The sequence below is a fragment of the Phyllobacterium sp. MT110 genome (assembly GCF_058792715.1).
Genome location: NZ_JBXAFE010000001.1, coordinates 669,938 through 692,961, shown reverse-complemented (window position 1 = coordinate 692,961; position 23,024 = coordinate 669,938). Strand labels below are relative to the sequence as shown.

The 23,024-nt window shown below is 58.2% G+C and carries 27 protein-coding genes; 10 read left to right on the top strand and 17 right to left on the bottom strand.

Annotation, left to right across the window (positions count from 1 at the left end; all coding sequences use genetic code 11):
* The first annotated feature begins 2 nt into the window (after window positions 1–2).
* The 3 genes from AC1Q5O_RS03485 to AC1Q5O_RS03475 all read left to right on the top strand — a co-directional run bounded on the left by AC1Q5O_RS03485 (window position 3) and on the right by AC1Q5O_RS03475 (window position 2,287).
* The gene (locus AC1Q5O_RS03485; protein ID WP_071477330.1) at window positions 3–1,085 is read left to right on the top strand and encodes a tyrosine-type recombinase/integrase; all 1,083 of its coding nucleotides are present in this window, start codon (window positions 3–5) and stop codon (window positions 1,083–1,085) included.
* Between the two features lie 258 nt (window positions 1,086–1,343).
* A complete protein-coding gene (locus AC1Q5O_RS03480) occupies window positions 1,344–1,925 on the top strand; it encodes a cysteine hydrolase family protein (protein ID WP_492561908.1) in 582 nt (193 codons plus the stop codon).
* Entirely contained in the window at window positions 1,910–2,287 is a 378-nt protein-coding gene (locus AC1Q5O_RS03475; RefSeq protein ID WP_492561907.1) for a VOC family protein, read from the top strand. Before AC1Q5O_RS03480 ends, AC1Q5O_RS03475 begins: the two co-directional genes overlap by 16 nt.
* A gap of 81 nt (window positions 2,288–2,368) precedes the next feature.
* On the opposite strand, the gene AC1Q5O_RS03470 is transcribed toward AC1Q5O_RS03475, so the two are convergent.
* The 3 genes from AC1Q5O_RS03470 to AC1Q5O_RS03460 form a co-directional block, all read right to left on the bottom strand.
* Window positions 2,369–3,262, bottom strand: coding sequence for a diguanylate cyclase (locus tag AC1Q5O_RS03470; RefSeq protein WP_492561906.1), 894 nt, complete (start codon window positions 3,260–3,262; stop codon window positions 2,369–2,371).
* Between the two features lie 378 nt (window positions 3,263–3,640).
* Window positions 3,641–4,546 carry a heparin lyase I family protein gene (locus AC1Q5O_RS03465; RefSeq protein ID WP_492561905.1) on the bottom strand — a complete coding sequence of 302 codons (906 nt, stop codon included), beginning with the start codon at window positions 4,544–4,546 and terminating at the stop codon, window positions 3,641–3,643.
* Window positions 4,547–4,673: 127 nt separating this feature from the next.
* The gene (locus tag AC1Q5O_RS03460) at window positions 4,674–5,576 is read right to left on the bottom strand and encodes a LysR substrate-binding domain-containing protein (protein WP_492561904.1); all 903 of its coding nucleotides are present in this window, start codon (window positions 5,574–5,576) and stop codon (window positions 4,674–4,676) included.
* 244 nt (window positions 5,577–5,820) lie between these two features.
* Between AC1Q5O_RS03460 and AC1Q5O_RS03455 the strand changes: the two genes are divergently transcribed.
* Together AC1Q5O_RS03455 and AC1Q5O_RS03450 are read left to right on the top strand one after the other, a co-directional pair.
* Window positions 5,821–6,009 carry a hypothetical protein gene (locus tag AC1Q5O_RS03455; protein WP_492561903.1) on the top strand — a complete coding sequence of 63 codons (189 nt, stop codon included), beginning with the start codon at window positions 5,821–5,823 and terminating at the stop codon, window positions 6,007–6,009.
* Window positions 6,010–6,449: 440 nt separating this feature from the next.
* Window positions 6,450–6,779, top strand: a complete 330-nt coding sequence (locus AC1Q5O_RS03450; RefSeq protein WP_492561902.1) for a VanZ family protein — start codon at window positions 6,450–6,452, stop codon at window positions 6,777–6,779.
* Window positions 6,780–6,824: 45 nt separating this feature from the next.
* Here the strand turns inward: AC1Q5O_RS03450 and AC1Q5O_RS03445 are convergent, their stop codons facing one another.
* On the bottom strand, window positions 6,825–7,403 hold the full coding sequence (locus AC1Q5O_RS03445; protein WP_492561901.1) for an isochorismatase family protein: 579 nt from the start codon (window positions 7,401–7,403) through the stop codon (window positions 6,825–6,827).
* An 887-nt stretch (window positions 7,404–8,290) separates the two neighbouring features.
* Here AC1Q5O_RS03445 and AC1Q5O_RS03440 point away from each other — a divergent pair.
* Window positions 8,291–9,412: a porin gene (locus AC1Q5O_RS03440; RefSeq protein ID WP_492561900.1), complete on the top strand. Its 1,122-nt coding sequence runs from the start codon at window positions 8,291–8,293 to the stop codon at window positions 9,410–9,412.
* Between the two features lie 515 nt (window positions 9,413–9,927).
* Entirely contained in the window at window positions 9,928–10,104 is a 177-nt protein-coding gene (locus tag AC1Q5O_RS03435; RefSeq protein WP_158531326.1) for a hypothetical protein, read from the top strand.
* Window positions 10,105–10,192: 88 nt separating this feature from the next.
* Here AC1Q5O_RS03435 and AC1Q5O_RS03430 read toward each other — a convergent pair whose 3' ends face one another.
* The gene (locus AC1Q5O_RS03430; RefSeq protein WP_223615728.1) at window positions 10,193–10,750 is read right to left on the bottom strand and encodes a fasciclin domain-containing protein; all 558 of its coding nucleotides are present in this window, start codon (window positions 10,748–10,750) and stop codon (window positions 10,193–10,195) included.
* A 183-nt stretch (window positions 10,751–10,933) separates the two neighbouring features.
* Between AC1Q5O_RS03430 and AC1Q5O_RS03425 the strand changes: the two genes are divergently transcribed.
* Together AC1Q5O_RS03425 and AC1Q5O_RS03420 are read left to right on the top strand one after the other, a co-directional pair.
* A complete protein-coding gene (locus tag AC1Q5O_RS03425; RefSeq protein WP_223615727.1) occupies window positions 10,934–11,185 on the top strand; it encodes a DUF883 C-terminal domain-containing protein in 252 nt (83 codons plus the stop codon).
* 15 nt (window positions 11,186–11,200) lie between these two features.
* Window positions 11,201–11,506 (top strand): hypothetical protein, encoded by a 306-nt coding sequence (locus tag AC1Q5O_RS03420; protein ID WP_288193316.1) that lies wholly within the window; start codon window positions 11,201–11,203, stop codon window positions 11,504–11,506.
* A gap of 332 nt (window positions 11,507–11,838) precedes the next feature.
* Here the strand turns inward: AC1Q5O_RS03420 and AC1Q5O_RS03415 are convergent, their stop codons facing one another.
* The 6 genes from AC1Q5O_RS03415 to AC1Q5O_RS03390 all read right to left on the bottom strand — a co-directional run bounded on the left by AC1Q5O_RS03415 (window position 11,839) and on the right by AC1Q5O_RS03390 (window position 16,391).
* Window positions 11,839–12,396 carry a MerR family transcriptional regulator gene (locus tag AC1Q5O_RS03415; protein ID WP_403172928.1) on the bottom strand — a complete coding sequence of 186 codons (558 nt, stop codon included), beginning with the start codon at window positions 12,394–12,396 and terminating at the stop codon, window positions 11,839–11,841.
* A 131-nt stretch (window positions 12,397–12,527) separates the two neighbouring features.
* Window positions 12,528–12,848 (bottom strand): integration host factor subunit alpha, encoded by a 321-nt coding sequence (locus AC1Q5O_RS03410; protein WP_091883889.1) that lies wholly within the window; start codon window positions 12,846–12,848, stop codon window positions 12,528–12,530.
* Between the two features lie 123 nt (window positions 12,849–12,971).
* Entirely contained in the window at window positions 12,972–13,943 is a 972-nt protein-coding gene (locus AC1Q5O_RS03405; RefSeq protein WP_105735591.1) for a beta-ketoacyl-ACP synthase III, read from the bottom strand.
* A gap of 9 nt (window positions 13,944–13,952) precedes the next feature.
* Window positions 13,953–15,032 (bottom strand): phosphate acyltransferase PlsX, encoded by a 1,080-nt coding sequence (plsX, locus tag AC1Q5O_RS03400; RefSeq protein ID WP_464659943.1) that lies wholly within the window; start codon window positions 15,030–15,032, stop codon window positions 13,953–13,955.
* A 221-nt stretch (window positions 15,033–15,253) separates the two neighbouring features.
* Complete coding sequence (locus tag AC1Q5O_RS03395) at window positions 15,254–15,817, bottom strand: YceD family protein (protein ID WP_346306620.1); 564 nt, start codon at window positions 15,815–15,817, stop codon at window positions 15,254–15,256.
* Window positions 15,818–15,830: 13 nt separating this feature from the next.
* On the bottom strand, window positions 15,831–16,391 hold the full coding sequence (locus tag AC1Q5O_RS03390; protein ID WP_288193387.1) for a ubiquinol-cytochrome C chaperone family protein: 561 nt from the start codon (window positions 16,389–16,391) through the stop codon (window positions 15,831–15,833).
* A 123-nt stretch (window positions 16,392–16,514) separates the two neighbouring features.
* On the opposite strand from AC1Q5O_RS03390, the gene AC1Q5O_RS03385 reads away from it, so the two are divergent.
* A complete protein-coding gene (locus tag AC1Q5O_RS03385; RefSeq protein WP_346306623.1) occupies window positions 16,515–17,021 on the top strand; it encodes an outer membrane protein assembly factor BamE in 507 nt (168 codons plus the stop codon).
* A 68-nt stretch (window positions 17,022–17,089) separates the two neighbouring features.
* Here AC1Q5O_RS03385 and AC1Q5O_RS03380 read toward each other — a convergent pair whose 3' ends face one another.
* From AC1Q5O_RS03380 to nrdR, 6 genes are all read right to left on the bottom strand, one after another.
* Window positions 17,090–19,246: a sodium-translocating pyrophosphatase gene (locus tag AC1Q5O_RS03380; RefSeq protein WP_492561899.1), complete on the bottom strand. Its 2,157-nt coding sequence runs from the start codon at window positions 19,244–19,246 to the stop codon at window positions 17,090–17,092.
* A gap of 376 nt (window positions 19,247–19,622) precedes the next feature.
* The gene (gene nusB, locus AC1Q5O_RS03375) at window positions 19,623–20,129 is read right to left on the bottom strand and encodes a transcription antitermination factor NusB (RefSeq protein WP_223615721.1); all 507 of its coding nucleotides are present in this window, start codon (window positions 20,127–20,129) and stop codon (window positions 19,623–19,625) included.
* 4 nt (window positions 20,130–20,133) lie between these two features.
* Window positions 20,134–20,595, bottom strand: a complete 462-nt coding sequence (gene ribH / locus AC1Q5O_RS03370; RefSeq protein ID WP_492561898.1) for a 6,7-dimethyl-8-ribityllumazine synthase — start codon at window positions 20,593–20,595, stop codon at window positions 20,134–20,136.
* A gap of 56 nt (window positions 20,596–20,651) precedes the next feature.
* The gene (locus tag AC1Q5O_RS03365) at window positions 20,652–21,266 is read right to left on the bottom strand and encodes a riboflavin synthase (RefSeq protein WP_223615720.1); all 615 of its coding nucleotides are present in this window, start codon (window positions 21,264–21,266) and stop codon (window positions 20,652–20,654) included.
* A 10-nt stretch (window positions 21,267–21,276) separates the two neighbouring features.
* Window positions 21,277–22,386 (bottom strand): bifunctional diaminohydroxyphosphoribosylaminopyrimidine deaminase/5-amino-6-(5-phosphoribosylamino)uracil reductase RibD, encoded by a 1,110-nt coding sequence (ribD, locus tag AC1Q5O_RS03360; protein ID WP_492561897.1) that lies wholly within the window; start codon window positions 22,384–22,386, stop codon window positions 21,277–21,279.
* 5 nt (window positions 22,387–22,391) lie between these two features.
* On the bottom strand, window positions 22,392–22,874 hold the full coding sequence (gene nrdR, locus AC1Q5O_RS03355; RefSeq protein WP_105735609.1) for a transcriptional regulator NrdR: 483 nt from the start codon (window positions 22,872–22,874) through the stop codon (window positions 22,392–22,394).
* Window positions 22,875–23,024: the final 150 nt, after the last annotated feature.

The following is a 23,024-nucleotide window of genomic DNA, read 5'->3' as shown; positions in this document are numbered from 1 at the left end:
CAATGCCGATCTTCAAGCGCCGTAACGCACCGTTCTACAGCTACGATTTCCGTGTCAAAGGTAACCGATATACAGGAAATACTGGCAAAACGACGAAGCGAGAAGCTGAGCAATTCGAGGAATCGGAAAAGCGGCGCATCAAAAGCCTGACAATCCAGTCAGGCCAGCCTATGACCATGGGTCAAGCGACTGGCCGATATTGGGATGAAGTCGGCCAATTCCATGTGAATAGCGATACGACAATTACGGTGTTCGCATGGCTAGACAGGCAAGTTGGCAAGAACACACTCATTTCATCCATCACTGATGCAGATATTGCAAAACTGATCAGCAAGCGCCGCGCTGAAAAGGATGTACAGCCGTCAACGGTCAATCGATCCGTAACACAGCCCATGCGGGCTCTTTTGGCCCGTGCAGCCGATACCTGGGGGCAGGAAGTCAATAAGATCAAATGGTCTAAATTGCTTCTGAAAGAACCTCAGGAGCGAGTTCGGGAACTCATGCCCGAAGAGGAAACGCGATTATTCGCCAAACTGAGAGCCGACTATCACCCTATCGTCAGATTCTCTCTGTTAACTGGATGCCGCATGCAGGAATGTCTTGACCTGACGTGGCGACAGATTGACTGGACCAATCGTCAGATGCGCGTAACCGGCAAGGGCGAAAAGACAAGAACTATTCCCGTCTCCGATGCCGTGTATGCGCTGCTGCGCGCCCTTCCCATGGCAAAGGACAAGGTATTTACCTATGCCAGCAAGCGCGCGGACAATGCGCCTCGCGGCGATCTGCTGCCAATCTCGCGCGAAGGCCTCAAGTCAACGTTTGAGCGAACCGTCATCAATGCCAAAATTGAGGATTTCAGCTTCCACGATCTGCGGCATACCTGTGCCACGCGCCTGCTGCGAGCAACTGGTAATCTGAGGTTGGTAAAGGATCTACTTGGTCACTCTGACATGAATACGACGCTGAAATATGCGCACGTGACCCAAAGTGATCTGCTCAATGCGATGAATCACACCCAAAACGCCGCACAGGCGAAGGTTGATCAGGCTAACGAATTGAAAGAAAACCAGAAAATAGGCTGAGGCATCATTTCCCCCAGTCAAGTGCGCTACCGGGCTGCGCTACGCTCCGCCGGTGCCGAACCCCTAGAATACTGGGGTTTTTTTGGCAATAGCCGATTTGGAAGAAAAAGAACAAACTGCACACAAATGCACGGCGTGGGCGTTTTCGGCACTGAACGTCCCACGGATTTCTTTACCTTCCCCACCCTTACCTCATACTCGCCGGGCTAAACGGGATGATTCGAATGCGGAATTCGGATTTCATTTTGGAGGACCGTAATGTTGATCGATTTCCAGGGCCGCTATATCGAGAGAGCGGCCCTCGTCATTATGCACTATCAAGCCGACGTGTTTGCAATCCTGTTCGGGGAGCAGCCGTCGCCCTTGCTGGATCGCTGCAACACTCTGATCAGGCGCTGGCGCGCCACCGGCCGGCCGGTGCTGTTCCCCAACTTTTCACTGGGTGAAGCCTATGAACACGCACCACCGGCAAGCAACCGCCAGATTTCGCCTTATACATCGTCCGGACATTTTCGCACCGGCCGCCCCGTTGCGGGGCTTGCGATCGAACCGGGTGACCTTTTCTATGCATGTCCGCGAGCCAGCGTTTTTCACGGTACGTCGCTCGACGCCGATCTTCGGACGCGCGGTGTAAACACCCTTGTCATGGCCGGAATAAGCACCACCGGCGTCGTTCTTTCCAGCGTCACCTGGGCCAGCGATGCGGACTACGATGTGCGCCTGATCGAGGACTGCTGCTACGACCCCGACCAGGAGGCGCATGACGCTCTGTTCCGCTCCGGGTTCGGCGGACGCGTCCAGGCCCACACACTTCAGGAGAAACCATGTTTGACCATGTGAAATTCGGCGTAAGCGACTATGCAGCCAGCAAGGCGTTCTACCTCAAGGCACTCGAACCGCTCGGTATCGCTGTCATCGCAGAGGGGACGACGCCGGCGCAGGGTGCCGAGCTCAGCCCAAAGGGCAAGGCCTCCCTGTGCCTGTACCAGACCGAGGAGAAGCCGGCGCATCTTCATCTGGCGTTCACGGCCGAGAATCGCCAGCAGGTCGAGGCTTTCCATCGGGCGGCTCTGGCCGCGGGCGGTAAAGACAATGGCGCGCCGGGTCTGCGCCCGCGCTACCACGCGAACTACTATGCGGCCTTCGTCATTGATCCGGACGGGCACAACATCGAAATGGTTTGCCACGAACCCGAGGCCTGAGGGACGGCCATGGAAAGACAGGGCGAGCCAAGGTCCTCGCCCGTCTCAAATGGACAGGGGATATTTCGTATTCGGCTGGATCTAAAGTGCGATCGCGTGCCTGTTCTTTCCCGCAGCCTTTGCCTGGTACAAAGCTTTGTCGGCCTTATCCAATAGAACGCCGGCTGCACTACCGTGCCGCGGAGCAAGGGCAATTCCCATGCTGGACCCCACTTCCACGCTGCTGCCGACGTTCAAGCGGATGCGCTCGCCTATGTTTTCAGAGATTGACGCCGCAAACGCCGTAAGGTCCTGATCGTCCTCGCTGGCTTTCACAACCACAAACTCATCGCCGCCAATACGGGCCGCTGCGTCTTCGGGCCCGAGATTGGCTAAAATCCGCCTCGACACTTCATACAGCACCTCATCGCCGCTTGCGTGGCCGTATTGATCGTTGACGAGTTTGAAGCCATCCAGATCGAGGTAAAGCACGGCAAAGCCTGTCTGATCCTGCTGCAGCGCCGACAAACGATCATTGATGTGTGCCAGCAGGCCCGTGCGGTTCAGCAGGCCCGTCAGCGCATCTTCATTTGCCCGGCGCTCATTTTCGCGTTCAGCGAGCTTTGTCGCAATCAGCATAGCGTTGAGCTTGTGCGAGGCCATGGCCATGCTGATGAGATAGAGCGGAATTTGCAAAAGCGTGACGTATAAGATCGGTTCGCCCGACAGCGCACCGCCGAGGCAGGCAGGCCCAAGGCTCAAGATGATCATGACCGAGGCAAGACGCGGCGCGCCAAAATTGCGAAAGCAGATGCCCCCCACCATGGCGCCTGCGGACAGGCAGGCGAGCGTTGCCACCACCCAATCCCCGCTCATCATGCTGATGAAACAGCCGTAACCGACGGCGCCTGACCAGGCCAGAGCCAGCAGAATGTAAATGTCGGTAGGCGTGGCTTTGCCCGCTTTGGCATTCCTGTGGCTGATGAGCAGCACCACGAGCCTCGCGCTGCAGATCAGCAATTCACATCCCAGCCAGATGATGAATTCCGGTCGCGGTATCCGGTAGGCAATGAATGCCGATACCAGGATTGTATTGATGACGCCGCCGGCAAAAATCGGCAATGTTCCGAACAGGCTCGCAATCAATTCCGATCGAATATAGCCCGGCACATTGGATCCAGCATCGGCCAACCAGCGTGTCAGCCGCCATCTCGGTACACTGAATCCTGAAATATCCTCGCGCATAGGCACCTGCTCCGTTGTCGGCGAGATGCCTAGCGGAGAGTCGTCAAGAATTAGAGAATCCCGTGACAGTTCCGAACCGGATAGTTAGAAATGCCTTAAGATGTGAACAGCGGCGTTGATGACCGGGCATCATCGCATCGGCAACGGATTTTCCGACCATGAGGGATCGCCTGCCGGATTTGCGGACCAAAACCGGATGCCCGTGAAATCGATCGATTGCACATTGTCCGGCAGGGCATCGCGATAAATGCCAAAGCGCGGCTGGACGTCGATAAACGGGCGGCCGGAATCATCGCGGACACCATGATCGGGATAACCGAGAAGCCCTGTATACGGATCGCAACCGCGCCCGTTGAGCCAGACCTGCACCTGACTTGCCCCCTCCTTCAGGCTGGGCTTGATCATGACCTTCACATCATTCCAGTGGTCCAGGTCCAGGTGCCATGGACCGCATATTATTCTGGATTCTCCGAGCTTGCAGTCGCTGGTTCCGCGCACCTTGACCAGGAAATCCGCCCCCGTGGCCGACGGGCGGGCCTCGACCTTGAACAGGGGATTGGCGGCGGGACACGCCCCTTGCGGCTTCTCGTCACGCGCCTGGATGTTCTGCTTTACCTGATGAATGACTGTCCGGTTGCCGATGCCCTGCCAGGGTCGTTCAAGACGGAACCGGAAGCGGTACCAGGTTGGCGCATCGAACTTGACGACCTCCTTCCGCATCTGGATTTCCACGCGTTCCGTCGATTTTTCGTCGGACTCTTTTTCAACGGCGTCGCCCGGATGCACGGAGAGGCGCAGCACCGGCCCGGACGAAGGGGCAGCGCCGGAATCACAGGACAGGCGCGACCGCCATGCCCCCTGATCCAATTTCTTGCTGATCTTCCATAGGCTTGGGGGATGCTGCGGATCGGGTGCGCACAGCTCGGCAAGGTCGCCTGACAAAGCCGGAGCCGCCTCCTGCGCTGCGGCTGACCCCACAACCATGAAGCTTAGGTTGAAGAAAACACAAGCTATCCACGAAAGACGTGCGTTCACGAAATGAACTCCCCCTGTCCCATATCCTCTCATTCCCCTTGGTCATAAGCCGCAATCCCAATGGCAACATGACACAAAAGTATAAACCTGTATAAAACTGTACATTGCCTATGACGCTTGTCCTCGCTCAGGCAAATGTGCGGATTGCGGGATGTTGAAACCGGCGCAGATTGGCGCCGAGCTGTTCAAAGTCCTCTGTGCGGGGATCGCTGCGCCGCCAGGCCAGGACAATGGTGCGCGCATATCCGCTGCCCTGCAGCGGCAGGTAGTGCAGCCCATGAACGTCACTTACCGCAAGGACGGGCAGCAGGGTACATCCCTCGCCTGCAGCCACCATATATTTCAGGGTCTCCAGGCTGGTCGCATGCCGGTTGGTGGTGTCGATCTCCGCGCAGGCGGCAATCGCCTGATCCCGCAGGCAATGCCCCTCCTCCAGCAGCAATCGCTCATGGGCGGACAGATCTCTCCATCCGGCACCGCCAGCCAGCGTTGCCGCATGTCCCTCGGGACAGGCCATCACGAACGGTTCGTGAAACAGCGGGATTTCGCTCAAGCCCGGCTCTCCGGACGGTGTCGACATGAGCACGGCATCGAGATCACCGCGCAGCAGAGCCGTGACGAGGTCGTCGGTGCGCCCTTCACCCAGCACGAAGGCAAGCGCCGGGTAGTGCGCGCGCAAGCTCTGGAGAATGCGCGGGAAATAATAGGGGCCGAGCGTGGCGATTGCCGACAGGCGCAACGTGCCGCCGAAGGCCTCCGCGGAGCGGACGGACAGATCCAGCAGCCGGCGCGCCTCCAGCACCACACGGCGCATCTGGTCAAGGAGCTCCTGGCCCTGCGGCGTGACGATGACCCGCCGCGTCGTGCGTTCGAAAATCACCGTCTTCAACCGGGTTTCGAGCTTGCTCACCTGTACGGAAAGTGAGGGCTGCGCAACCCGGCACTGTTCGGCGGCCTTGCCAAAACTGCCCACATCCGCAACCGCAATGGCATATTCCAGATCGCGAAGCGACAGGCCGGACAATGTCATGACGATCATACTCCTTTCAATACAAACCGATGGTCGAGCCACTTTCATGCGGCTGGCCCATCGCACGGCAGGCATGACCTACTCATAGTCTATGCCTATTAGGATATGACAATTCTTATATTATGCCAATGTATATCAGCGCGGTATATCGGACATGCCTGACAGGGCGCGTGAGCGGCGCCCGGGGCAAACGAGCCAGGCCCGGTAGGGCCAAGGCATTTCCCGTTGTGAAAAGGAACGAATAATGACGACGAACGAGCAGATACCGGTCAAGGAGATGGAAGTCGCGGCCACGATCAAGGCACTGAATGCCGCACTGTCTGAAGCGGGTGTAGAGGCCGACAAGATCATCTCGATCCATTTCGTCCTGGGGGTCAAGGCAACGGTCGGTCAGCCGATCGAAGACAGGTACCGGGTCCATTACCGCAGCTGAATGAACGGCACGGGACGACGCGGGAAACATGACGGCTTGATTGTGACAAACGCCTTTGGCAAGTGAGCTTCGCTTGAGCAACCCAAGCATGGGGTCCAGTGCGTGCCTGCCTTCGCCCGGCGCTGCACTGGGCCTCGCCACAGGCGCATCCGCGCCCCGGCAGACATGCTGTCCCGAGGCCGGATTGCATCTCAGTTTCGCCTCAGGTTCGGATAATCTCCTGCTCAGGTTCTCGTGTTATCACCCGCACGTTGTCACCTTCGGGCAACGGAGGCTCGGCATCCCATCACCCCCCGATGCCCCTTGCCGGGCCTCACCCGAAGGATACGGGCAATGCGCAACGTGAAGTTTGCGCCGCCCGCACGCCGACATCCGGCTTTACCCTAAATTGCAGATTGTGACGGATTGGAACCAGGCGTTGAATGCGCTATGAGGTATGCATGAAGCTCATTCAAATCGCCGCCTGGCTGCTGTTCGCAGCCATACTTTTCATCACTGTCGACCCCATCAGCCTGCGGCCGGAGAGCGGCTTGCCGGTCAATGTCGAGCGCTTTGCAGCTTTTGCCGTGCTTGGCTTCGTCTTTGTGGCGGCCTATCCGCGGCGGTGGCTGCTCATCCTGGTCTTGGTGGTTGGCGCGGCTTTCGGTTTCGAGCTGGCGCAGATGCTTGCCCCCACCCGGCATGCCCGGCTGCTCGATGCCGTAGTGAAGGCGGCGGGCGGAGCCTTCGGGGTTGCCGCAAGCACAATCTTCCTGCGCCTTCTGCGCTAAGGGGATTCGCCCCGCCATTTGCCAACGGCAAGCCCCGGAAGCATTTTACCTGCGGCGGGCCGTCTGGAAGCGGATATCGCCCGCAGCGCCCAAAAGGATAATGTCGTCGCCCAGCGACCATTCTGCCGCCCGCGCCGCCAACCGTGCGGGAACAGCCTCTGAATTGCCCGGACCAGCCGGCACATCGTAGGTTGCGTGGCCATCATGGGAAAGGATCACCGCGAATCCCTTTTCCAGCGCGGCTCGCGCCGTCGCCGCCAGACACATTTCCGACAGCATGCCGCAGATCGCCATCGAGCGGACACCATGCGCCCGGAGCACATTCTCGAGCCCGGTGCCATCGAAGCCGTTATCCCTGGACTTGCGGATCACCGCTTCGCGCGCCTCAGGCGGAAAGAACAATTGCCAGCCATCGGTATTCGGCGCGTCAACCGCGCCGGCAGGACCGTCATTCTGCAGGAAGACAACAGGCACCTTGGCCGCGCGTGCATTCTCGAGAAGCCTTTTCACCGCACTCTGAAGCTGGACGCTATCCGGGACGGCTTCGGCTCCCGTGATGAAGGCATTTTGCACATCGACGATCACCAGGGCGTGGGCAGTTATCTCATCTTTTGTAAACGCCAAGTCTCCACCCTCCTCCGTCCGTAGCGCCAACCGATACGACAGTCTCACGCCGAGGTTTATTCACTGTTTCGTGTATGGCCAGCCCGGCATTTGAACACCGGATATATTCCAAACCACCCGGAATCATTGCATATAAGAGGTCTCTCAAAAAAAGTCATAAGACATGAGGGGTGTGGAACATGCGAACAAGAATTAAGTTTCTGGGACGACAGAGCTGCAAGGAAAAAATCATCGTTCAGGCGGAGGAGCAGAGTCGCGCTGCTCAGATGAATTTTCAGGATTGCACAGCCGATGTGCAGGCGCTCGTCAGGCGTATACGACGAAAGGCGAGAATTAAACTTCTGACATCGCACAGATAATCCGCATTCCGGACGTGGCATGTCACCCATCCGTGTCTTGCGGCTGGCTGCAGCCATTGTTGAATGTCGTATCAATTGCGCTCAGAATCAGCCACAACCAAGCTGCCCGCAAGGGCAAGGCGCGACTGCTATCAACTTAAGGATAGGGTCGGGCGGGCTGATTGACGTCTCACCCGCTGCCACGAACGGACGTGGCCGCCTCCAGACTTCATGCCGGGCGGTCAGGCACGGGAAACAGCAGATCCACCCGACCGCCGGCGCCACGCAGCTGACGGAAATACCAAGCGAAAACCTGATAATATTCACAAACCCTATCACAATTTTGTTACAATAGCATGATATGCTTGTACGTTAAAGTATTCATGGTGATTATACTTGATATTAACCCTGTGTTAACTTGTAGTTGCAAATCCGCAACAATAAAAATCCCATCGCTCCCGGCATTAAAGATTTGTAATTTGACATTTGACTCTACGACCAAAGTCGCAGAATACCGAATTGTCACTACCAATCTCATGGAGAGCAACAATGAACATTAAGAGCCTGCTACTCGGCTCCGCTGCAGCTCTGGTTGCAGTAACTGGCGCGCGCGCTGCTGACGCAGTTGTCGTCGCCGAACCTGAAGCTGTCGAATACGTTCGCGTTTGCGATGCATACGGCAAGGGCTTCTTCTACATTCCTGGCACCGAGACCTGCCTGAAGATCGGCGGCTATGTCCGTTACGACGCCAAGGGCGGCGACAGCGTATACACCGGCGGCCATGTCAGCGGCATCAAGGGCTCCGACGGCCTGAACGAAGACACCTATTACAAGCGCACACGCGCCACAGTTCGTTTCGACGCCCGTTCGGAAACAGAACTCGGCACACTGCGTTCGTACATTGAAACACGTTTCAACTACACGAACGGTTCCAACAGCGGTGGCCTCATTCCTAACGCGTTCATCGAACTCGGCGGTTTCCGCATCGGTGTTGCTGACGAACTGTTCGGTTCGTTCACCGGTTATGCCGGCAGCGTCATCAACGACGACGTGATCAACTATCAGTCCGGCACTTCCAACCAGGTTAGCTACACGTTCGCAGCTGGCAATGGCTTCTCGGCCATGATCGGTGCTGAACAGGGCGAATCCGAATCCGACAACGACGGCGTTTCGCACGACTACCGCATCAACGATTACATGCCGCATGTAGTCGGCGGTGTGAAGTACGAGCAGGGTTGGGGCGGCATCTCGGCTGTTGCTGGTTATGACTCGGTTATCGAAGAATGGGCCGGTAAGGTTCGTTTGGACGTCAAGTTCACCGACACTGTCAAGGCATTCGTCATGGGTGGCTATCAGTCGAACTTCGACGATAACTACGCGCATGCACGCAGCCTGAACTGGTTCGGCCGCTGGGAAGGCGACTGGGCTGTTTGGGGTGGTCTGTCTGCCAAGGTTACGGATAAGGCAACTGTCAATGCACAGGTTGCATACGAATCCGAAGGTACCGTTGCTGGTACTTTGAACCTGGCATACGAGCTCGTTCCTGGCTTCACAGTTACGCCAGAAATCAGCTACACCAAGTTCGACGGTCATCGTAAGGATGTATCGATTGCCAACGGCGGCAACGACGATGCATTCGGCGGCATGATCCGCTTCCAGCGCAACTTCTAATCCTTAACAGGATTTGAAGATGTATCCGGGGCCCGTCCCCGGATACTCAGGCCTTGGCCCAACAAACATATGAATTGTGTTTGGCAATGGAGAAGGACTGCATTGCTGAACTGCGATGATGAGATCTCCAGTCACGTCATTTTTTGAAACGGTGGGCTTCGCGGCTCACCGTTTTTTACATGTGCAGCGTTGCACGCGCTGCACGCCGGCCGGCTCGACATGTTGTGATTTGGAAACCGGCACGTTTCCCGCTATATTCCGCCCTGGAATGCAGGAGGTTACGGATATACGTGATCTTGATTTCTTGCTTGCAGTCATTGTGATTATCTTGCTGGCGTACCAGACGAAACCGTCGCACCGGGTGTAAACGGCAAGAGTTGACTGACCTCTCCATAGAATGATCCAGGCAAGGATCGACTGTCCGTCGTATGATCCGGGAATATCCGTATACGAACCACAGCATTGGGCTTTCGGCATGGGCCGGGAGCGGAACGTCGTCAGGGAGCGAATGAACTATGGGAGAAGCGATTCTTCATACGCCGCACCATGCACAGCCTGCATCGCCCAAAACGATGCAAAAGGTGAGCAAACAAATTCCTAAAATTGCCTGTGACCCGACAAAACTCTCTTCAATCCTGCGGTTGGCTAAAGGTGGATTCAGCCACCGGCGCTTCAAGCATGACACCAAGTAGGTTTTGACCGGAGAAACAAAAAGCCCGTTATCGGAACGCCGATAACGGGCATGCGGGGGTGTCGGCCGGAGCAGCGTTTGCCGCTGTCTTATTTTGGCAGGAGAACCTTGTCGATCACATGAATGACGCCGTTCGACTGCTTGACATCAGCGATCGAGACATGAGCGACGTTGCCCTTCTCATCCTTGATCGAGATTTTGCCGCCCTTTTCGCTGACGGTCAGAATGCAGCCACCGACCGTTTTCACCTTGTGCGAGCCGCCGTCGTCCTTGATCATCTTCTTGATCGTCATGGACATGGCGTCAGCAGCCACCACGTGGCAGGTGAGAACCTTGGTGAGCGTCGCCTTGTTTTCCGGTTTCAAAAGCGTCTCGACAGTGCCTTTTGGCAGCTTGGCGAAAGCTTCGTTGGTTGGCGCGAATACCGTGAACGGTCCCTTGCCCTGAAGCGTTTCGACAAGACCGGCCGCCTTGACCGCGGCGACAAGTGTGGTGTGGTCCTTGGAGTTGACCGCATTCTCGATGATATTCTTGTTGGCATACATCGGTGCGCCGCCAACCATCGGGTTGTCCTTTGCCAATGCTGCTCCGCTCAGTGCTGTAACCGCCAAAAATCCGGCGAAAATACCTGCAGTCAATTTACCCATTGTATTGCTCCGCGTTTGCCTCCCCTTCCTGGGGAATGCAAACAAGAACGAGGGCTTGACCGGGAAAGTTTCCGGCAGGTGCATTTATTATTTTTCCGGGCGCTGACATTCGAACAAAACCCGAGGGGAACCGAAACGGCCCCTGCCCGTTATAGGCTTGTCATGCACAGGAGCATATGAAGAATGGCAATATTTTCCAAGACCACCGATGATATCCAGGACGATGTCGAGGCTCAGATCGCAGCCTTGCGCAAGGAAGTGTCGAAACTCACGGCCAATCTCGCCGATATGGGCGGCGAAAAGCTGGACGATGTGAAACGCGTTGCCACCAACCAGGTGCGCTATGCCGCCGATGCGGCCAAGGAAAACCCGCTAGCAACCCTTGCCATCGTGGCGGGCGCAGCCCTGCTCATCGGGCTTGTTTCAAGACGCTAACGAAGGGTGATGGCCATGGACAGTGCTGAACCAAGCCGCAACGATGAGGATCGCGCCCGTTTGCAGCGCGAAATCGAAGATCTGAAGCGCGATCTGGCGGCGCTGACGCAATCGCTCGCCGACAAGGGCGTGCAACTGCTCGATGATCTCGAAGGCGATGATTCCTCGGCCTTTGACGCCATCAAGGACGGCGGACGGCGGGCAGCACATGCTGTCGGCCATCAGGCACGGAAAATCGGCGGTATCCAGACGCAGAATTCCGTGTCGACGCTGATGGTCATTGCAGGCCTCGGCATCGTCATCGGTATGCTGGCCCGTTGAATCAGTTGCAAAATTTTTTTCAAAATATTTTGGAACTTTTGGCCGATGGCGGCGTTTCCACAATACTGGTCCCCCAACCAGCTAGGCTGAACCCCACAGCCAACCCCAAATCCCAGCTTTCACTCCCCGTGGAAGCTGGGTTTTTTGTTGGCGGGAGCGCGGTGCGTGGTTCGACAAGCTCACCATGAGGGAATTCATTTGATTGCAAGGCCAATCGGATACGTTGCAGCCTATGGCTCCCTGCAATCCTCAACCTCCCTCATGGTGAGCTTGTCGAACCACGAGCAACCTTATTGCCAGCCTGCAACTCTGCAGCGAATTGCGCGGTGAACCTAGCGGACCTGATCCAGCAGGCGCTTGCATTCCAGGAGGTCGAAAAGCGTTTCCTGCAGCAGGGTCCGGTTGTCCTTTGACAGCCGCTTGCCGTCGGCAGCCACCGGACCGTCATCGTCGCCCTTGATCAGGCCGAAAAGGCGCCGGCCATGGGACGATGATTTCGGCGATCCCATGATGGCGGCTTCTTCAGCCGCGTCGGCGCGTTCCTGCTCGGCGGAATGCGCTTCCTCCTCGCGAACGGCCGCCTGCTTCTGCTGGCTGATGGCTTCGGCGGCAGCGGTGTCGCCGCTGCCGAGCGCAATGATGAACTGCGCGCCATTTTCCCGCAAAAGCCGCTGCACGCCCTTGATCGTATAGCCCTGATCATACAGCAGATGGCGGATGCCCTTGAGCAGGTCGACATCGAGCGGGCGATAGTATCGTCGTCCGCCGCCGCGCTTCATCGGTTTGATATGGGTAAAACGCGTTTCCCAAAAACGCAGAACATGCTGGGGAAGATCGAGATCTTCAGCAACTTCACTGATGGTTCTAAAAGCGTCGGGACTCTTGTCCATGTTTTCACCCTTTCAGGAGAAAATCTGATTCGACGCCCATTTCAGCGGTTTATCAAGTGGTTTTCAAGTACAACGCGAGATTGCCCCACAGCAATCTCGCCCAGGGAGCCGAAGCGCCCTGCATAAATCCGCTATGCAGATTTCTTCTTGCGTGCCTGATGCGAGCGCAAAATGCGCTGTTTGAGCACATTGGACGCCTTGAACGTCATGACCCGGCGAGGCAAAATGGGCACCTCTTCACCCGTTTTCGGGTTGCGGCCGATGCGTTCGTTCTTGTCCCGGACCTGAAACGTGGCGAACGATGACAATTTGACCGTTTCGCCACGAACAATGGCATCACATACTTCATCGAGAATGGTTTCGACGAGTGAAGCTGACTCCGTGCGTGAAAGCCCTACCTTGCGATAGACTGCTTCGGCCAGATCAGCGCGCGTAATGGTCTTACCCCCCATACGATCTCTAAGCTCTCGTTTGTTGCAAAACTATCAAGGTGGAAGCGGAAGTTATAGGATCAAATCCGATAGGGCAAGCAGGTAAAACAGTTGATAAAACAAACTGCTGACCCAACCGGACCATCACCACCGTAGCAGAACTGCACCCCACGTAAAGCCCCCGCCCATGGCTTCAAGAAGGACAAGATCGCCCTGCTTGATCCGCCCGTCGGCAACCGCTGTCGCCAGGGCCAGGGGGACGGACGCCGCGGAGGTATTGCCATGCTGGTCAACCGTAATGACCACTTTTTCCTCGGCGAGGTTCAATTTCTTGGCTGATGCGTCGATGATGCGCTTGTTGGCCTGATGCGGAACGAACCAGTCGACATCCTCGGCGGTGATCCCGGCTTCCGAGAACGAGGCCTCGATGACGTCGGTGATCATGCCGACCGCATGCTTGAAAACCTCGCGGCCCTCCATGCGCAGGTGACCGACGGTCTGGGTGCTGGATGGCCCACCATCCACATACAACTTCTGCTTGTGCGAACCGTCGGACCGCAGGTTGGCGGTGAGGATGCCGCGATCGGATGTCAGGCCGCGTCCCTCATTGCCCTCGAGCACGACGGCACCGGCGCCATCGCCGAACAGGACGCAGGTCGTGCGGTCATTCCAGTCGAGAAGCCGCGAGAATGTCTCCGAACCGATGACCAGAACGCGCTTGGCCATGCCGCCGCGAATGTAGAGGTCGGCAGTGCTGATGGCATAGACGAAACCGGAGCAGACCGCCTGCATGTCGAAGGCAAAGCCATGGGTCATGCCGAGGCGTGCCTGGATGTCGACGGCGGAGGCCGGGAACGTATTGTCGGGCGTCGAAGTCGCCAGAATGATCAGGTCGATGTCGTCCGGTGTCATGCCGGCATTGTCGAGCGCTGCGCGTGCTGCTGCCTCGCCCAGCGAAGCGGTTGTTTCGCCCTCGCCTGCGATATAGCGCTGACGGATGCCCGTCCGCTGCACGATCCACTCGTCGCTGGTTTCGACAATGCCTTCCAGATCGGCGTTCTTGACCAGACGCGCCGGTTTGGCCGCCCCTACACCTCTAACAACGGACCGGATCATTTATTTTTCCTACGCCTGTGGTTCTATCTCAGCTTCTGAATCATTTTCGGTCTCGCCCTGAAAAGCGACCCCGACCGGGCTTTTGTGAAAATGGCTCAGATCCGAGGCAATTTTGCTCAGGAGCTTGTTGCGCGCCATATCATAGCCGACATCGACGGCGGACGCGAAGCCCAGCGCATCGGTTCCGCCATGGCTCTTGATGACAACGCCATTGAGCCCGAGAAACACGCCGCCATTGATCTTGCGCGGGTCCATTTTCTCCCGCAGATGATTGAATGCGCCCTTGGCGAAGAGATAGCCGATCTTGGCCATCAATGTGCGGCCCATGGCATCGCGCAGATACTGCGCGAACTGCTTGGCCGTGCCCTCCGCCGTCTTCAGGGCGATGTTTCCGGTAAACCCTTCGGTGACCACCACATCGACGGTGCCCTTGCCGATGTCGTCGCCTTCGACGAAGCCGTAATATTCAAGGCTTGGCAAGGGAATCTCGCGCAAAATGCGCGCAGCATCCTTGACGTCGTCCTGTCCCTTGATTTCTTCCACCCCGACATTGAGCAGGCCGATCGTCGGGCGTTCGATCTCGAACAGCGAACGGGCCATGGCGGCGCCCATGACGGCATAGTCGACAAGCTGCTGCGCGTCGGCACCGATGGTCGCTCCGATATCGAGCACGATGCTCTCACCGCGCAATGTCGGCCAGATGCCGGCAATGGCCGGGCGTTCGACATTGGCCATGGTGCGCAGGCAGAATTTCGACATGGCCATCAGCGCGCCGGTATTGCCCGCCGATACGCAGACATCCGCCTCGCCGGTTTTCACCGCCTCGATGGAGCGCCACATGGATGACTTCCAGCGGCCGTTGCGCAAGGCCTGGCTGGGTTTTTCGTCCATACGCACCGACACGTCGCAGTGGTGGAATGTCGAGCTCGCAAGCGTGGGATGGCGGTCGAGAACCGGCCTTACCTCTTCCTCACGACCGAAGATCACAAACCGGATATCAGGATGGCGCTCCAGCGCCGTTGCCAGACCGGGAATGACGATCTCAGGACCGAAATCACCGCCCATGGCATCAATGGAAATTCTGATCACTCTCGATTGTCCTGTTCAGTGAGTATGCTTGCTGGGTTTATCAATTGCTCAAAGACTCGGCGAAAATAGTCAATTTCCGTCGCTGTACAACCGGAATCTGCCGGACCTCCGGCACATAGACTGGAATCATTGTGAAAAACACTGCCCCTTTTTGGGTATTTTCCGTTGTTATAGCCCATCAGGGCAGTATTTCGATAGTCAGCCTCAGGAAATCGTCACAATCAAGGCTTCTGTTTCCAGTCCTTGAGGCCGGCAAACGGACTGACAGGCTTCTCCGCTGTTTCGTCATCACCGAAGACAACCTCGATGGGCGCATCCGAAACGCCCTCCTTGCGGGGGTATGGATCAATGGCCAGCTCGAAAAACTCCTCGGCTATGGCACCGGCATCCAGCGTATCGCCGGAAAATGTCTCCGGTATATCGGGACCGTCGGCGCTGATGATCAGCTCGCCGTTCTCATCGAGCGGCAAACGCGCCAGCTTGGAGTTCTCCGGCACGAACAGCGTATCCACTTCCGCATTGACGACCGCATCGACGGGATCCGACGTGACAACGCAGGACTGGACGATCCGGGCCTTCACCACGCCGCGCACGCGTATGCCATCCTTCTTCCAGGGAACAATCTGCAGATCGGCCTTGAACGACGTCACATCCTGCAATTCGTGAAAGTCCCGCAGCGCTATGCGCTCGCGCTCGTCCGCTTCGATCTTGACGGTCAGTCCCTTCTGCGGAAGCCGTTTGACCGAGATCGGGAAACTGAGTGCGCCATCGATATTTCTTGTCATTTTGCTCCCCTTCCTAATTCTGCAGGGTTTCTGCACCGGCGCTGGCGTCCGGAAAAGCCAGCTGCCCGCGGGCTATATCTTCATCCGACTGGTTTTCCAGGAACAACGCCGCTTGGATGGTGTATCCGGCCAGCGCGGAGGCGCCTGTCCATTCGCTGGTGTCAGGGCGGACATTGCGGGCCAGTGCGGCCGCCAGGGCCGGATGGTCGTTGGTCTGGAGCGCCTTGTCATAGGACTCCACCCGGCCATAGAACATGCGCGCCAGTTTCTTCATCCGCTTCGGGATACCGGAGTCGCCGATCCCAAGCTCCCGCAGCGAGTGATCCACGTCGCGGAAGAATTCATCCGTCACTTCCTGTCCGATCATCTTGAGGGCGGGCGTCCTGCCCTTTATCCGGCGCATGAAAAGAAAAACGTGCAAAGATACCATTTCATAGCGTCCGAGCGGCGAATCCGGCACATCAATGTCAGAATAGAGGTATGGCTGCCGCGCCGCCGCCACGATCACATCGTAGAGGGCTGTGGTAATCGCCTCATTTGCTTTGGCCTTACGGCTGAATAAATTGAGAATCATATATGTGCTTTCACTTGGGTCGGGCCGCAACACGAGTCGCCGGTTGCATCGGACTTCAAGGTGGTTTACCGAAGTTCTGCGGGCAGCGAAAGACGTGGCCCCACTATTGAAATGGAGATGTCGTTGTTGCAGCGGATTTTCAAGGCCGATCGTTCCCGGGAATATCTTCTCGCCGGAACTCTGTTTTTTGTCGTAGGGCTTGCCGGCTGTAATACCGCCAACCTCAATCCATCCGAAACATTGTCGGAAGGCTATATTCTCGACGAGAAGGCGCTGGCGTTCGTTCCGGTGGGGTCCAGCCGCGAGCAGGTCATCCTGTCGCTTGGCAGCCCTTCCTCGACGGCAACGTTCGACAACGAAGTCTTCTACTACATTTCCCAGAAGCGCAAACGCAGCGTCGCCTTCATGCAGCCGAAGGTGACCGACCGTCGCATTCTTGCGGTTTATTTCGACCAGAAAAGCAAGGTCGCCAGCATTTCCAATTACGGATTGCAGGACGGCAAGGTTTTCGACTTCATCTCCCGCACCACGCCGACCGGCGGCAAGGACCTGTCGTTCCTCGGCCAGTTGCTTGCGGGCGTTGGCAAGGCACCCGGTTCCATTGGCGCGGGCGGACCTCCCGGTCAGTAATCCCTGCGCTGAAAACAAAAAACCCGCGAAACCTGATTTCGCGGGTTTTTCTTTGACGTGATGGACGCTTATCCGTGCGCAAGCACCGCCAGCAGCAGCAAGGCCACGATGTTGGTGATCTTGATCGCAGGATTGACCGCAGGGCCAGCCGTGTCCTTGTAGGGATCGCCAACCGTATCGCCGGTCACGGAAGCCTTGTGGGCATCCGATCCCTTCATATGACGAACGCCATCCTTGTCGACAAAGCCGTCTTCGAAGGACTTTTTGGCATTGTCCCAGGCGCCGCCGCCGGATGTCATCGAAATGGCAACGAAAATGCCATTGATGATCACGCCGAGAAGCGAAGCACCGAGCGCGGCGAAGGCCGAGGCTTTTGAACCGGAAATCAGCAGCACGCCGAAATAGACGACGAGCGGCGCCAATACCGGCAGCAGCGACGGCACGACCATTTCCTTGATGGCGGCGCGGGTGAGAATATCCACCGCCCGCGCATAGTCCGGACGCTCCGTACCGGCCATGATGCCCGGCTTTTCACGAAACTGCCTGCGCACTTCTTCTACCACGGAACCTGCTGCCCGGCCAACGGCCGTCATCGCGATACCGCCGAAGAGGTAGGGGATGAGACCGCCGAAGATCAGACCGGCGACAACGTAGGGATTGGAAAGCTCAAACGATACGGCGCCGATTCCCTTGAAATAGGAGAAGGCCGTCGAACCATCCTTGTTCGCTTCGCTGATGAAGAACTGCAGGTCGTTGGAATAGGCGGCAAACAGCACCAGTGCGCCCAAACCGGCCGAACCGATGGCATAGCCCTTGGTCACGGCTTTCGTCGTGTTGCCAACGGCATCCAGCGCGTCGGTGGACTTGCGCACGTCCGGATCAAGCCCGGCCATTTCCGCGATACCGCCGGCATTGTCCGTCACCGGACCGAAGGCATCGAGCGCAACGATCATGCCGGCAATGCCGAGCATGGCGGTAACGGCGATGCCGGTGCCGAACAGCCCGGCAAGCTGGTAGGTCGAGATGATGCCGCCGACGATGACCAGGGCGGGCAGCGCCGTCGATTCAAGCGACACGGCCAGACCCTGGATGACGTTGGTGCCGTGGCCGGTCACCGACGCCTGGGCAATCGAATTGACCGGACGCTTGTTGGTGCCGGTATAATATTCGGTGATCACCACGATCAATCCCGTCACCACGAGCCCGACAAGGCCGCAATAGAAGAGGTTGATGCCGGTGATCGACTTGCCTGCGACCGTTCCCACCTCACCCCAGCCGACAGTCATCGACGTGGCAAGGGCAAGACCGGCAATCGACAGAAGACCCGTCACGATCAGGCCCTTGTAGAGCGCACCCATGATCGAGTTGTTCGCACCGAGCTTGACGAAGAACGTCCCGGCAATCGAGGTGATGATGCAGGCGCCGCAGATGGCGAGCGGATAGAGCATGACCGTGCTCAGGACGGGCGTTGCGGCAAAGAAGATGGCACCCAGAACCATGGTGGCAACAATGGTCACCGCATAGGTTTCGAAAAGGTCGGCGGCCATGCCGGCGCAGTCGCCGACATTGTCGCCCACATTGTCGGCGATGGTTGCCGGATTGCGCGGGTCATCTTCGGGAATTCCGGCTTCGACCTTGCCGACGAGATCGCCGCCGACATCAGCACCCTTGGTGAAGATGCCACCGCCAAGACGGGCGAAGATGGAAATAAGCGACGCACCGAACCCGAGGGAGACAAGCGCGTCAATGACAACACGGTCCGCAGGCAGATGGCCCATCGGGCCGGTCAGGATATAATAGTAGACCGAGACGCCCAAAAGCGCGAGACCGGCCACCAGCATGCCGGTGATCGCGCCGGATTTGAAGGCGATCTCGAGACCGGCGGCGAGACTGCGGGACGATGCCTGCGCCGTGCGCACATTGGCGCGGACGGAAACATGCATGCCGATGAAACCGGCAAGCCCCGACAAGACCGCACCGATCATGAAGCCGACCGCTGCGGTGGAAGACAAGAGGTACCAGACTGCTAGAAAGACAACGACGCCAACCATGGCGATCGTGGTATACTGACGTGTGAGATAGGCCTGTGCACCTTCGCGAATTGCACCGGCGATTTCTTGCATGCGCGCATTGCCCTGGTCCGCTGCGAGCACCGATTGGGTAGCCCAGAAAGCGTAAACGACAGACAGCAGACCGCAGGCGATGACGAGAAACAGTATAGTCATGCCACTCCCTCAGATTTTGACCCGAAAAATACCCCTCCCCAGGTCAGGTTCGGTACGGCACGCAAAATCTGCCAGGCCGGCAGAAACGCGACCGTATGTACTAGGAGTAACGAAGCGGATGCGAAAAGGTCAAGGCCTTTCGCTGAGGCGGCTCAGGGTTGGGATAAGCTTGCCAACAGGCACGATGGAACACCCCCCTCTGGGCTGCCGCCCATCTCCCCCACAAGGGGGGAGATCAGCTGTCAGAGCCACTGCAAATCAACTGCCAACGTCAAAGACACTGTAACAACATCGATGCCGATGTGATCTCCCCCCCTTGTGGGGGAGATGTCCGGCAGGACAGAGGGGGGTGCCCGCCACTTTCAATGAATGGACGTCAGCCGCGCGGGTTCTTCGCGCCGCGGCTTTCACCGCGCAGTTCGAAGGCCAGACGGTCGAGCACGGCATTCACCAGTTTGGGTTCGTCTTCCGTGTAGAAGGCCTTGGCGATGTCGATATATTCCGAAACGATAACCGCCGTCGGCACATCGGGACGGTTCTTCAGTTCCCAGATACCGGCGCGCAGGATCGCCCGCAGCGTGGAATCGAGCCGCGACAGCGGCCAGTCTTCGGTCAGGGCCTGACGGATCATCGGATCGAGGGATGTCTGCTCGGCAACCACACCGGCGACAATGGCACGGAACCATTGCGGATCGGCATCCAGATACTGCGTACCGTCGACTTCCTTGCCGAGACGGTGTGCTTCATATTCCGCCACCACCTCGATCACGCCGGTTCCGGCAACATCCATCTGGTACAGTGCCTGCACCGCCGCCAGGCGGGCAACGCCGCGTTTGTTGGCGGGCTTTACAGCGGGACTTTCCCCATCTTTGGAAGCAGGCATCCGGTCAGGCTCCGAGTTTTTCCTTGAGGGCAATCATGGTCAAGGCAGCGCGCGCTGCAAAGCCACCCTTGTCCTTGTCCTCGCGGCGGGCACGGGCCCAGGCCTGCTCTTCGTTCTCGACGGTGAGAATGCCATTGCCGATGGCAATGCTTTCATCCACCGCAAGCTCCATCAGAGCACGGCAGGATTCATTGGCAACGATATCGAAATGATAGGTTTCGCCGCGAATGACCGTACCAAGTGCCACGAAGCCATCATACTCCGTTCCGCCGTCTTCCGCTGCATCGAGGGCAAAGGAAATGGCGGCAGGCACTTCAAGCGCGCCGGGAACGGTCACGATATCATAGGTTGCCTTGCCTTCATCGAGCGCCAGCTTGGCACCGTTCAGCAGGGCATCCGACAGGTCGTCGTAGAATCGCGCTTCCACGATCAACAGATGGGGCGCATGCGCCTTTTTTTTGGACATGGAAAACTCCAGAACTCAATGGGGGTGGCGAAGATGCTCCGCCTCTGCGTGTGGTCCTAGGCTGATTTCGGATATTCTGCAAGCCGTGCAGCGTATCTCGCCATCTGATCGATCTCGATATTCACCTTGTCACCGGCCTTGCGGTCGCCCCAGGTGGTGACTTCGAGCGAATGGCGGATCAAGAGGACATCGAATTCATTGCCATTGACGGCATTGACCGTCAGCGACGTGCCGTCGAGCGCCACGGAGCCTTTCGGCGCGATGAACCGCGCCAGTTCTTCCGGCACCCGCAGCGTGAAGCGGACGGCATCGCCCTCATCCTCGCGCTTGACGATCTCGGCCATGGCATCGATATGGCCGGAGACAAGGTGCCCGCCCATCTCGTCGCCCAGCTTCAGCGAGCGTTCCAGATTGATGCGCGTGCCGTTCTTCCAGTTGGCGATGCTGGTCAGGCGCAGAGCCTCTTCCCAGGCTTCCACCTCGAACCAGCGGGCATTCGAACCCTTTTCCGGCAGCGTCACGACGGTCAGGCACACGCCTGAACAGGAGATGGAGGCGCCGATCTCGATCGTCTGCGGATCGTAATTGGTCTCCACGCGCAGAAGCACGCCTTCATTGAGCGGCTTGACCTGACCTATCTTGCCGATATCCGTTACAATTCCCGTAAACATGCATGGTTCCTCAGATGGGTCTTACGTATTCGCGATAGTGATCGTCACCGAAGCGGTCATCCCGCGACAGCGTGAAGTCACGAGCGATATGGGAAGAAAGTTCCGGTACTGCAAGACCGCCGTCCGATCCGATTGCCAGCGGGCCTTCAAAAAGCGCAATGCGGTCAACGAGATCGTCCTGCAGAAGCGCGGACGCGACGGCAGCACCGCCCTCCACCATCAGCGTGGCGATGCCCTGCGCGGCCAGATCGTCGAGCAGTTCCGGCAGCGCGGTTGCGCCGCAATCGGTTTCGGTCGCGAGCATGCGGCAGCCCGCCGCGACCAGCGCCTGGCGCTTGGCCGGATCGGCCTGGGCGCTGGCGGCAATCCACAGGGGAACGCTACCCGCCGACTGCACCAGCTTGCTGTCCAGCGGCAGACGCAGCCGGCTGTCGAGCACGACGCGCACCGGCGAACGGTTTTCCAGCCCCGGCAGGCGGCAGGTCAAGACGGGGTCATCGGCCAGCGCCGTGCCAATTCCCACGAGAATGGCATCGGATTCAGCCCGCATCAGGTGCACCTGCGCCCGCGCAACCGGGCCGGTGATGGCAATCTGGCCCGTCCCGTGCCTGCCGATATAGCCATCGGCGGAAAGTGCAAGTTTCAGAGTCACTTCCGGGCGTTTTTTCGATGATCGAATCAGGTAGCCGGCGAGATAATCGGCGGCTTCCGCCGCCAGAACGCCGGTCACCACCTCGATGCCGCCATTGCGCAGGATGGCATAGCCCCTGCCCGCCACCCGGTCATCCGGGTCATTGGCGGCGGCAACGACGCGGCTGACGCCCGCTGTCACAAGCGCATCGGCACAGGGCGGCGTCTTGCCGTGATGGGCGCAGGGTTCGAGCGTGACATAGGCCGTGGCGCCCCTCGCCCGGTCGCCAGCCTCGGCCAAGGCTTGTGTTTCCGCATGCGGCCGCCCGCCGATGGCGGTCACACCGCGCCCGGCAATGACACCATCCTTGTCGACAATCAGCGTCGCGACGGACGGGTTTGTTCCCGTCAGCCCCTGATGGCTGCGCGACAAACGAATGGCCGCAGCCATGTAGCGCCGGTCAAGCGCACTCTGCTCCGATGGGTTCATGCGGTTCACTCATCCTCGACCGGATCGGACGCAACATCGCCAGCGGTGATTTCGTCGATCACATTGTGGAAATCCTTGGCCTCGCGGAAATTGCGGTAGACCGAGGCGAAGCGGATGTAGGCGATGTCATCGATGCCTTTCAGCGCATCCATGACCAGCCGGCCGATTTCGTCGGAGCTGACCTCCGGTTCGCCGGAGCTTTCGAGCTGGCGGACGATGCCCGACACCGCGCGCTCCACCCGTTCCGGATCGACCTGCCGCTTGCGCAGCGCCACTTCCACCGAACGCATCAGCTTGTCGCGGTCGAAAGCCACCTTGCGGCCACTCTTCTTGATCACGCTGAGATCGCGCAGCTGCACGCGCTCGAAGGTGGTGAAGCGCCCGCCGCACACGGTACAGATGCGCCGCCTGCGGATCACCGCCCCATCTTCGGCGGGGCGGGAATCTTTCACCTGAGTATCCTCAGACTGGCAGTAGGGACAACGCATCGTTTGGCTTTCCGGAGATGATTCTGAAATCGTTAGGGAAGATAGTGACTTTCGGTACGATATAAAAGCACCCTGGCCGCAACGATGTGTCAAAGAAATGGTTGGTGTGACTAATCTTGACCGGCGGGTGGCAAAGCTGCTGTGCGTGGT

Coding starts and splice junctions, on each gene's coding strand:
- AC1Q5O_RS03485 (WP_071477330.1), top strand. CDS start 3: ATGCCGATCTTCAAGCGCCGTAACGCACCGTTCTACAGCTACGATTTC.
- AC1Q5O_RS03480 (WP_492561908.1), top strand. CDS start 1,344: ATGTTGATCGATTTCCAGGGCCGCTATATCGAGAGAGCGGCCCTCGTC.
- AC1Q5O_RS03475 (WP_492561907.1), top strand. CDS start 1,910: ATGTTTGACCATGTGAAATTCGGCGTAAGCGACTATGCAGCCAGCAAG.
- AC1Q5O_RS03460 (WP_492561904.1), bottom strand. CDS start 5,576: ATGACATTGTCCGGCCTGTCGCTTCGCGATCTGGAATATGCCATTGCG.
- AC1Q5O_RS03455 (WP_492561903.1), top strand. CDS start 5,821: ATGACGACGAACGAGCAGATACCGGTCAAGGAGATGGAAGTCGCGGCC.
- AC1Q5O_RS03450 (WP_492561902.1), top strand. CDS start 6,450: ATGAAGCTCATTCAAATCGCCGCCTGGCTGCTGTTCGCAGCCATACTT.
- AC1Q5O_RS03440 (WP_492561900.1), top strand. CDS start 8,291: ATGAACATTAAGAGCCTGCTACTCGGCTCCGCTGCAGCTCTGGTTGCA.
- AC1Q5O_RS03435 (WP_158531326.1), top strand. CDS start 9,928: ATGGGAGAAGCGATTCTTCATACGCCGCACCATGCACAGCCTGCATCG.
- AC1Q5O_RS03430 (WP_223615728.1), bottom strand. CDS start 10,750: ATGGGTAAATTGACTGCAGGTATTTTCGCCGGATTTTTGGCGGTTACA.
- AC1Q5O_RS03425 (WP_223615727.1), top strand. CDS start 10,934: ATGGCAATATTTTCCAAGACCACCGATGATATCCAGGACGATGTCGAG.
- AC1Q5O_RS03420 (WP_288193316.1), top strand. CDS start 11,201: ATGGACAGTGCTGAACCAAGCCGCAACGATGAGGATCGCGCCCGTTTG.
- AC1Q5O_RS03415 (WP_403172928.1), bottom strand. CDS start 12,396: ATGGACAAGAGTCCCGACGCTTTTAGAACCATCAGTGAAGTTGCTGAA.
- AC1Q5O_RS03410 (WP_091883889.1), bottom strand. CDS start 12,848: ATGGGGGGTAAGACCATTACGCGCGCTGATCTGGCCGAAGCAGTCTAT.
- AC1Q5O_RS03405 (WP_105735591.1), bottom strand. CDS start 13,943: ATGATCCGGTCCGTTGTTAGAGGTGTAGGGGCGGCCAAACCGGCGCGT.
- AC1Q5O_RS03395 (WP_346306620.1), bottom strand. CDS start 15,817: ATGACAAGAAATATCGATGGCGCACTCAGTTTCCCGATCTCGGTCAAA.
- AC1Q5O_RS03390 (WP_288193387.1), bottom strand. CDS start 16,391: ATGATTCTCAATTTATTCAGCCGTAAGGCCAAAGCAAATGAGGCGATT.
- AC1Q5O_RS03380 (WP_492561899.1), bottom strand. CDS start 19,246: ATGACTATACTGTTTCTCGTCATCGCCTGCGGTCTGCTGTCTGTCGTT.
- nusB (WP_223615721.1), bottom strand. CDS start 20,129: ATGCCTGCTTCCAAAGATGGGGAAAGTCCCGCTGTAAAGCCCGCCAAC.
- ribH (WP_492561898.1), bottom strand. CDS start 20,595: ATGTCCAAAAAAAAGGCGCATGCGCCCCATCTGTTGATCGTGGAAGCG.
- AC1Q5O_RS03365 (WP_223615720.1), bottom strand. CDS start 21,266: ATGTTTACGGGAATTGTAACGGATATCGGCAAGATAGGTCAGGTCAAG.
- ribD (WP_492561897.1), bottom strand. CDS start 22,386: ATGAACCCATCGGAGCAGAGTGCGCTTGACCGGCGCTACATGGCTGCG.
- nrdR (WP_105735609.1), bottom strand. CDS start 22,874: ATGCGTTGTCCCTACTGCCAGTCTGAGGATACTCAGGTGAAAGATTCC.